The sequence below is a fragment of the Streptomyces sp. NPDC059477 genome, assembly GCF_042749375.1.
Taxonomy (GTDB): Bacteria; Actinomycetota; Actinomycetes; order Streptomycetales; family Streptomycetaceae; genus Streptomyces.
Genome location: NZ_JBHYUG010000014.1, coordinates 24632 through 32255, shown reverse-complemented (window position 1 = coordinate 32255; position 7624 = coordinate 24632). Strand labels below are relative to the sequence as shown.

4 protein-coding genes are annotated in these 7624 nt (G+C 72.1%); 3 read left to right on the top strand and 1 reads right to left on the bottom strand.

What is annotated here, in order from left to right:
* Positions 1 to 169 precede the first annotated feature (169 nt).
* The gene (locus ACFXAZ_RS10095) at positions 170 to 3475 is read right to left on the bottom strand and encodes a S8 family serine peptidase (RefSeq protein ID WP_384587264.1); all 3306 of its coding nucleotides are present in this window, start codon (positions 3473 to 3475) and stop codon (positions 170 to 172) included.
* A 295-nt stretch (positions 3476 to 3770) separates the two neighbouring features.
* On the opposite strand from ACFXAZ_RS10095, the gene ACFXAZ_RS10090 reads away from it, so the two are divergent.
* From ACFXAZ_RS10090 to ACFXAZ_RS10080, 3 genes are all read left to right on the top strand, one after another.
* Complete coding sequence (locus ACFXAZ_RS10090; RefSeq protein ID WP_384587262.1) at positions 3771 to 4115, top strand: hypothetical protein; 345 nt, start codon at positions 3771 to 3773, stop codon at positions 4113 to 4115.
* A 303-nt stretch (positions 4116 to 4418) separates the two neighbouring features.
* The gene (locus ACFXAZ_RS10085) at positions 4419 to 6185 is read left to right on the top strand and encodes a TIGR03767 family metallophosphoesterase (RefSeq protein WP_384587260.1); all 1767 of its coding nucleotides are present in this window, start codon (positions 4419 to 4421) and stop codon (positions 6183 to 6185) included.
* 122 nt (positions 6186 to 6307) lie between these two features.
* On the top strand, positions 6308 to 7456 hold the full coding sequence (locus ACFXAZ_RS10080; protein ID WP_384587258.1) for a serine hydrolase domain-containing protein: 1149 nt from the start codon (positions 6308 to 6310) through the stop codon (positions 7454 to 7456).
* Positions 7457 to 7624: the final 168 nt, after the last annotated feature.

Below are 7624 nucleotides of genomic sequence, written 5' to 3'. Positions count from 1 at the left end.
TCGGCTAACCTCACCTCGACCCGGGGCGGGAACTTACCACCGAGACCCACCCCCGGGCCGCGGGCCGGCCTGGCGTGGCGCCGCCCCCCGCGCCGGGGCGGGCGCCCCCAGAAGGGACGCCCGCCCCGGTCCCACGGATCACGTGGTCACCGTACGGTCACGCGGTCCGCTACGGCGTCACCTCGCCGATCGCGACGCTGCCCGCACCCGCGGTGGTGCCGCGCGCGGTGAGCAGCTTGACCTCGCCGAAGAACGCGCGCCCGGCGGGCGCGGGCGCCACGGCGGTGACGTTCGCGGAGACCTGCGCCGACTGACCCGTGCCGAGCTTCACCGGCGCGGACCCGTCGACGCTCACCGTGCCGAGCGCGGGGGAGAAGAACACGTCGAGGTAGTCGTACGCGGTGGTGCCGGCCGGCACCGAGTACCCGTCGATCTGCACGTAGTACGTGCCGGCCGCCGGGGCGGTGACGGACACGGCCTCCTCGGAGTCACCGTCGGCCGCCTGGGCGACGACGTTGCCGTTCCCGTCCAGGAGGTAGAGGTCGAGGTCGGCGGCGGCGTCCGAGACATTGCCGATCGACGCGTCCAGCCGGGTGGCCCCCGCCGGGACGGTGACCTCGAACTCGGCGCTCTCGCCGTGCCCGATCTCCGGCCGCTCCGACAGCGACGAACCGAGCGGACCGCCCTCCAGCCTGCCGTCGATCGGCGCCTTGGAGTTGGTCACGGTCCAGGACACCGGGGCCGGGGTACCGGCCTGGATCTCGGGCAGCGTCACGGTCTCCGGCGCGAAGTCCGCACTCAGGACGGTGACGTCCAGCTTGAACGGGTTGTCGAGCAGCGGCGACGTACGGCGCGACTCGACCTCGATCTCCCACACGCCCGGCTGCGGATCGCTGTACGAGCGCGCGTCGGGGCGGCAGCCGTTGCCGTCGAGGTAGTTGTTGTAGCAGTACGGCGTCTGGGTCTCGTCCAGCGGAACGCCGTACGGGTGGATGCTGATGAACCGGGTCTGGCTCTTGTCCTTGAGGCCGCCGATCGCCACCTCCAGCGTCTTGGCGCCCTCGGGCACGGTGACGAAGTAGGAGGTCGAGCTGTTGCGCTGGACCGAACCGGAGGCGGAGAAGGTGTAGTTCGCGGGCTGCGCGGCCACGACCGTGCTGAGCACCTGCTGGTCGATGCCCTCGGTGCGCGGGTCGTCGACCTCCAGGATCGCGCTCTTGACCCCGGCCGACTTCGGCGCGGCCTGCACCTTGACGGTGACCGGCTGGTTCAGCGGCAGCTTCACCTCGTCGGAGCCGACGATCTTGAAGGTGCTCTCCGCGTTGTTCTCGAAGTCCAGCTCGTGCTTGAGCGCCTTGTCCGCGCCGCTGGTGCGGGTCAGCGTGATCTCGTACGTCTTCTTCTGCCCGGCCTTCAGGCCGCCCTCGCGGTCGTAGAGGCCGGTGCCGTAGCCCGGGGTCTCCAGGAACTGGTCGATCGCGGTGTCCACCGGTGCCTTGACCGTGTAGGTGTGGGCGGTCGCCCCGTCGCGGACCGACTCCCAGGCGTCCTCGACGTTGATCAGGCCCGCGCCCTCCTCGTACGCCTGCACACCCTTGATGTGGTCGGCGGTGGAGGTGAGGGCGGTGCGCAGCTTCGCGGGCGTCAGATCGATGCCGCGCTGCTTCGCCGCGCTCAGCAGCAGGGCCGCCGCGCCGGTCGCCTGCGGGGAGGCCATCGAGGTGCCCTGGAGCATCGAGTAGCCGGGCGGCAGCTGGTAGCCGGCCTCGGCGACCGGGCCGCCGCGGTACCAGGTCTGGGTGGTGTTGATGGCGGCGCCGGGCGCGGAGAGGGTCGGCGTGAAGCCGCCGTCCTCACGCGGGCCGCGCGAGGAGAACGGCATCATCGCGTACTGCTTCGCCACCTGCGAGCCGTAGTTGGCGGCCCACGTCTCCTTGGAGATGGTGGCGCCGACCGAGATCACCTTGTCGGCGAGGGCCGGGTCGCTGATGGTGTTCAGGCCGGGGCCGTCGTTGCCCGCGGAGATCACCAGCTGGACGCCGTACTCGTCGATCAGCCGGGTGTACAGCTCGGCGCGGGCGTTGTTGCCGTCGTTGAGCGACGGGAGGCCGCCGATGGACATGTTGACGATGTCCACGTCACGGTTGACGACGAGGTCGATCATGCCCTCGGTGAGCGCCACGTTGGTGCAGCCGCCGGTCCAGGTGCAGGCGCGCGAGGAGACCAGCTGGGCGCCGGGCGCGGCCCCGTTCATCTCGCCGCCGAACAGGCCGTTGGCGGCGGTGATACCGGCCACGTGGGTGCCGTGGGCGCCCTCGATGACGCCGATGCTGACGTAGTCGGCCTTGGCGCCGGTGTCCGCGTTGTAGACGACGTCCTTGCGGATCTCGATGACGAACGGGATGCGCTCGGCGATCTCGGTGGCCGGGTCGTCGGTGCCGAAGTAGCCGATCTGGAAGCCGTCCTTGTACGGCTTCAGCGCGGTCTCGTCGGAGAAGTCGAGATCGTCGTCCAGGTCGACCCGGACGGTTCCGGCGGCCGGGTCGTACAGCACGCCCCAGACATCGGTCCGGTCGCCGTCGCGGTTGAGGTCGCCGGCCATGTCGCCGCCGTTGGTGGCGGACTCGGAGAAGTAGTTGAACTTGTAGCTGCCCGCCGGGGTGGTGAAGGTCTCCCGGGTGCCGTTCGGCGCGGTGGCGGTGAAGCCGGTGCCGCTGACCGAGGCGGTCATCCGCCGCCAGGTGCCGTCGCTGTCGGCCACCGGGTCGGTGGCCGTCACCCAGTCGACGATCTTGCGCTCGCCGGTGGTGGTCTGCTGGAGCGCCGGGTGACCGAGGTCCACACCCGAGTCGAGGATGCCGATGGTGATCCCGCGGCCGTCCGCCTTCGGATGATCCTCCACGAAGTCGACGGCCCCGGTCTCGAAGGACGGGTTGTACGGGTTTTCCGCCGGGGTGTCCTGGTTCGGCGCCGGGTACGAGGCGGTGCCCGTCGCGCCCTGGGCACCGGCGCCCCCGTCGGGGCTCGGGTCCTCCAGCGGGATCTCCTCGCGCAGGTCGATCGCGTGCACGGAGGACAGCTCGGTGGCGGCGGCGATGGCCGCGTCCGCCTTGCCGGTGGGGACGGTGGCCCGGACATAGCCGAGCTGGTCGTAGGTCTGGCCGACCAGTCCGCCGTCGACGGCGTCGAGCTGGCCGGCGACCTGCTCGGTGGCGCCCGGCGCGGTGGCGACCATCAGGGTGATGGTCTTCTCGCCGTCGGCCTTGGCCTCGGCGAGCAGTTCGGCGTCGTCCGAGCCGAGCTTGTCGTCGGCGGACTTCACGGCGGGGTCCGCGGCGACGGGCGGGGCATCTGCGGCGAGGGCCATGGGTATCGGCCCGGCGGCGGCGAGCGCGGCCACGAGTCCGGCGGCCACGGCGATCCGGGCCACGCGTCTCGCGCCGGGTATGGATTCGCTCTCGGGGGTCTGGGTCATCGGCATCCCTTGAAGGTGAAGGAACGAACCTGAGCGTGCGTTCGGCCGGGATCGATCGGTCCTGGCCGAAGACGTCCGGAATGCGGTCCCGGACGACCGCCCAGCCTTGCGCAAGGGACAGATGTTTGGGGAGAGTTGACCGAAACTCAGTGGAGGGATGGGGAAAACCCGCGATCGGTTTCGCGGGCGTTGGTCGCCCTTCGGACGGCTTGTCCCGCATGCACCGCTCCGCCCGCCCCGACCGGAGGTCGGTTTCGTGTTTCCCGCACGGGTACGTGCCGGTGCCCTGTTGGCCGTGGCGATGCTCGCCCTGTCCGGCTGCTCCGCCCTCCGGAGCTGTACCGACACGACGGCGGAGCGCGGTGCGGCCGGTGTCGGGGTGCAGGTCGAGGACACGTCCGGGCAGCCTCTCGGCGTCACCGCCGAGGTCGTCGACCGGCGCCTTGAACCCCACCCGCAGGTGCCCTCCGAAGGCGACCGGGTCCACTTCCGGTACCGCTTCGACGGCGCCGACGAGTGGTCCGGCCCGGCGGTGGACGCCTGCGCGGTCGACAAGGAGCGCGTGGCGCTCGGGTGCATGACGGTGTATTCGTCCGGGGCGTGGCCCGCGCCGGACGGTGCCCGCCCGGGCGACGGGTGACCAGCTCCAGGAAGCCGATGCCCTCCGCGTACGCCCCCGGCGAACAGCCACAGCCCGAGCACCCCGGCCCCCACCCCCTACCCCCTCAGATGAACGCAGAGTGACCGATGCCCGGCCGCCGGAAGAGCGGCCGACGGCCGGGGCATCGGGCACAGATCGTCGTACGGTGATCGGCGCTGCGCGTTGTCGCCCAGTTAACGCGCAGGCCACCCCCGGTGCCAAGCATCCAGGAGAGGCGGGAGGCCCGCGCGAGCGGCTTTCCGCGACCACTGCCGACGCGTTCGCACTCGGGGAGACCGCGCCATGTCGCGCATACGCTCTGTCGCCGGATCAGCCGCCGCGGCGCTGCCCGTCCACCGCCGGGCCGTTCTCGCCACCGCCGGAGCGGTGACCCTGTCCGCGGGCGCCGGTTACGCCCTGCGGCCCACCGGCAGCCGGGCCGCCGCGCAGACCGCCGCCGTGCCCCAGGCGCCCGCCGCGGTCTCCCGCCGGGACCCGGCCGCGCCCCTCGCCCCGGACACCCGGGGCACCACCCTCGACACCGTCGCCACCCCACGCCCCGGCACCGGCTACCGGCGGCTCGGCGACGGCACCGGCTGGCCGCGCGTGGTCCGCGACGACCTCGCCGAAGCCGGCTCCGGCCGGGATCGCCGCCGTGTTCCGCTCGCCGCGTTCGTCCAGCTCACCGACCTGCATCTGACCGATGTGCAGCACCCGCTGCGCCTGGAGTTCCTGCGCTCGGCCGACGTGCACGCCTGGCGCCCCCAGGAGGCACTGACCGTGCAGGGCGCCATCTCCCTGGTGGAGCGGATCAACGCGCTGCGGGGCGCCCCCGTCACCGGCGCCCCGCTGCACTTCGCCATCACCACCGGCGACAACACGGACAACAACTGCGGCACCGAACTGGAATGGTTCCTGACCGTCATGAGCGGCGGCCGGATCACCCCCGACTCCGGTGACCCGCGCCGCTACGAGGGCGTCATGAACAGCGGCCTCACCCAGTACTGGCAGCCCGCCGCCCCCGTCCGCGACGCCGACAAACAGCGCGGCTTCCCACAACTGGAAGGTTTCCTCACCGCCGCCCGGCGCGAGGTGAACAGCCCCGGCCTGAACCTGCCCTGGTACTCCACCGTCGGCAACCACGACTCCCTCCCGCTCGGCTGCTACGGCCACGGCGACCCCTACCTCCGCGACTTCGCCACCGGCGACCGGAAACTGATGGACCTGCCCGCGGCCGAGTCCAAGAAGCTCCAGGACGTCATCCGGGGGGCCAAGGACCCGATCGGCACCCAGTTCCGCGACCTGCTCACCGCCCACACCCGCGACCTGCGCCCCGTCACCCCGGACCCGCGCCGCGCCCCCTTCACCACCGCCGAGTACCTCCAGGCCCACCTCGACCCCCGGTACACCGGTATGGGCCCGGCCGGGCACGGCTACTCCTCGGCCAACGTCGAGGCGACGACGCAGTACTACTCCTTCCGGGTCGCCGACGACGTCATCGGCATCAGCCTGGACACCACCGACCCCGGCGGCCACTACGAGGGCTCCCTCGGCACCGCCCAGCTGAACTGGCTCGACCGCACCCTGCGCGAGAACAGCGACGCGTACGCGATCGTCTTCAGCCATCACACCAGCGAGTCCCTGGACAACCCGCGCCCCGACCCGGCCCGCCCCGACGAGCGCCGCCACCACGGCGCCGAGGTCGTCGGCCTGCTCAACCGGCACCGCAATGTGGTCGCCTGGGTGAACGGCCACATCCACCGCAACGCCATCACCGCCCACCCCGGCCCCGACGGGCACTCCTTCTGGGAGATCTCCACCGCGTCCCACGTAGACTTCCCGCACCACGCGCGGGTCGTGGAACTGGCCGACAACCAGGACGGCACGCTGTCGCTGTTCACCACCCTGGTCGAGTCCGCGGCCCCGCACCGCACCGACTTCGCCGACCTCTCCCAGACCGGACTGGCCGCCCTGTACCGCGAACTCTCCTTCAACGCCCCCGGCGGCCGGACCGACCTGGGCGGCGGCGCCCGCGACCGCAACACCGAGCTGGTCCTCAAGAAGGCGTGAAGGTCGGCCGAAACTCACTCAACCGGCCCAAGGGCGAGCAACCTTCACGAAACCCCTCAGGTCTTCGCCCCCGACCGAACACGGCCCGCCGCGACGGCGCGCGGGCGAGAAGGGGGAACGACATGACCGTACGGACCCGGGTGACCCTCGTGGCGGCGACCGCGGCGGCGCTGTCGCTGGCCCTGGCGGCACCCGCCTTCGCGGCGCCGGCCGGCAAGGACCACGGCCACGACGCGACCCGCGACGCGATGCGCGCCGCCGTGAAGGACGGAGTGCCCGGCGTCACGGCCACCGCGCGGGACGGCCAGGGCACCTGGCGGGCCACCGAGGGCGTCGGCAACCTGAAGACCGGCGCCCCGCGCTCCGCCGACGACCGCTACCGCGTCGGCAGCATCACCAAGACCTTCGTGGCGACCGTCCTGCTCCAACTGGAGGCCGAGGGCGAGCTGTCCCTGGACGACACGGTCGACACCTGGCTGCCCGGCCTGGTCAGCGGCAACGGCCACGACGGCCGCGACATCACCGTCCGCCAGCTCCTCAACCACACCAGCGGCATCTTCAACTACACCGGGGACGACACCTTCGCCCGCGAGATCTTCCTCAAGGAGGGCTTCGACCGGAACCGCTTCCGCACCTTCGCCCCCGAGGAACTCGTGGCCGTGGCCATGCGGCACGAGCCCACCTTCGCCCCCGGCACCTCCTGGAGCTACTCCAACACCAACTACATCCTGGCCGGAATGGTCATCGAGAAGATCACCGGCCACCCCTACGGTGAGGCGATCGAGGACCGCATCATCGAGCCCCTCGACCTGGACGACACCTTCGTCCCGGCCGGCCGCCCCACCCTCGGCACCCCGCACAGCCGCGCCTACTCCAAGCTCGCCGAGACCTACGACGGCCCTTCCTACGACGTCACCGCCTTCAACCCGTCCGCCGCCGGCGCGGCCGGTGAGATGGTCTCCGACAACAACGACCTCAACCGCTTCATGAGCGCCCTGCTGCGCGGCAAGCTGCTCCCGCCCGAGCAGCTCAAGGCGATGAAGACCACGGTCCCCGCACCCGGCGTCCCCAACGCCACCTACGGGCTCGGCCTGATCAAGCAGGAACTGTCCTGCGGGATCACCGTCTGGGGCCACGGCGGCGGCATCCACGGCTCCACGTCCGACGCCGTCACCACCACCGACGGCAAACACAGCCTCGCCCTCAACCTCAACGCCGACTGGACCGGCGACAGCGCGGCGATCGTGGAGGCCGAGTTCTGCGGCGACTGACGCCGGGGCGCAACGCCCTTGCATGACCTCCCCGCGCCGACATGACCTCCCCGCGCCCGGGGGGGCCCCCCGGCCCCCCCCCCCCCCCCGCCGCGCCGGCCGCCCGCCCCCCCCACCCCGACCCCCCCCCCCTCCCCCCCCCCCCCCCCCGAGCCCGCCCCCCCCCCA

What these genes read in the sequence shown, in the direction of transcription:
- ACFXAZ_RS10095 (WP_384587264.1), bottom strand. Translation starts at nt 3,475, where the DNA reads ATGACCCAGACCCCCGAGAGCGAATCCATACCCGGCGCGAGACGCGTG.
- ACFXAZ_RS10085 (WP_384587260.1), top strand. Translation starts at nt 4,419, where the DNA reads ATGTCGCGCATACGCTCTGTCGCCGGATCAGCCGCCGCGGCGCTGCCC.
- ACFXAZ_RS10080 (WP_384587258.1), top strand. Translation starts at nt 6,308, where the DNA reads ATGACCGTACGGACCCGGGTGACCCTCGTGGCGGCGACCGCGGCGGCG.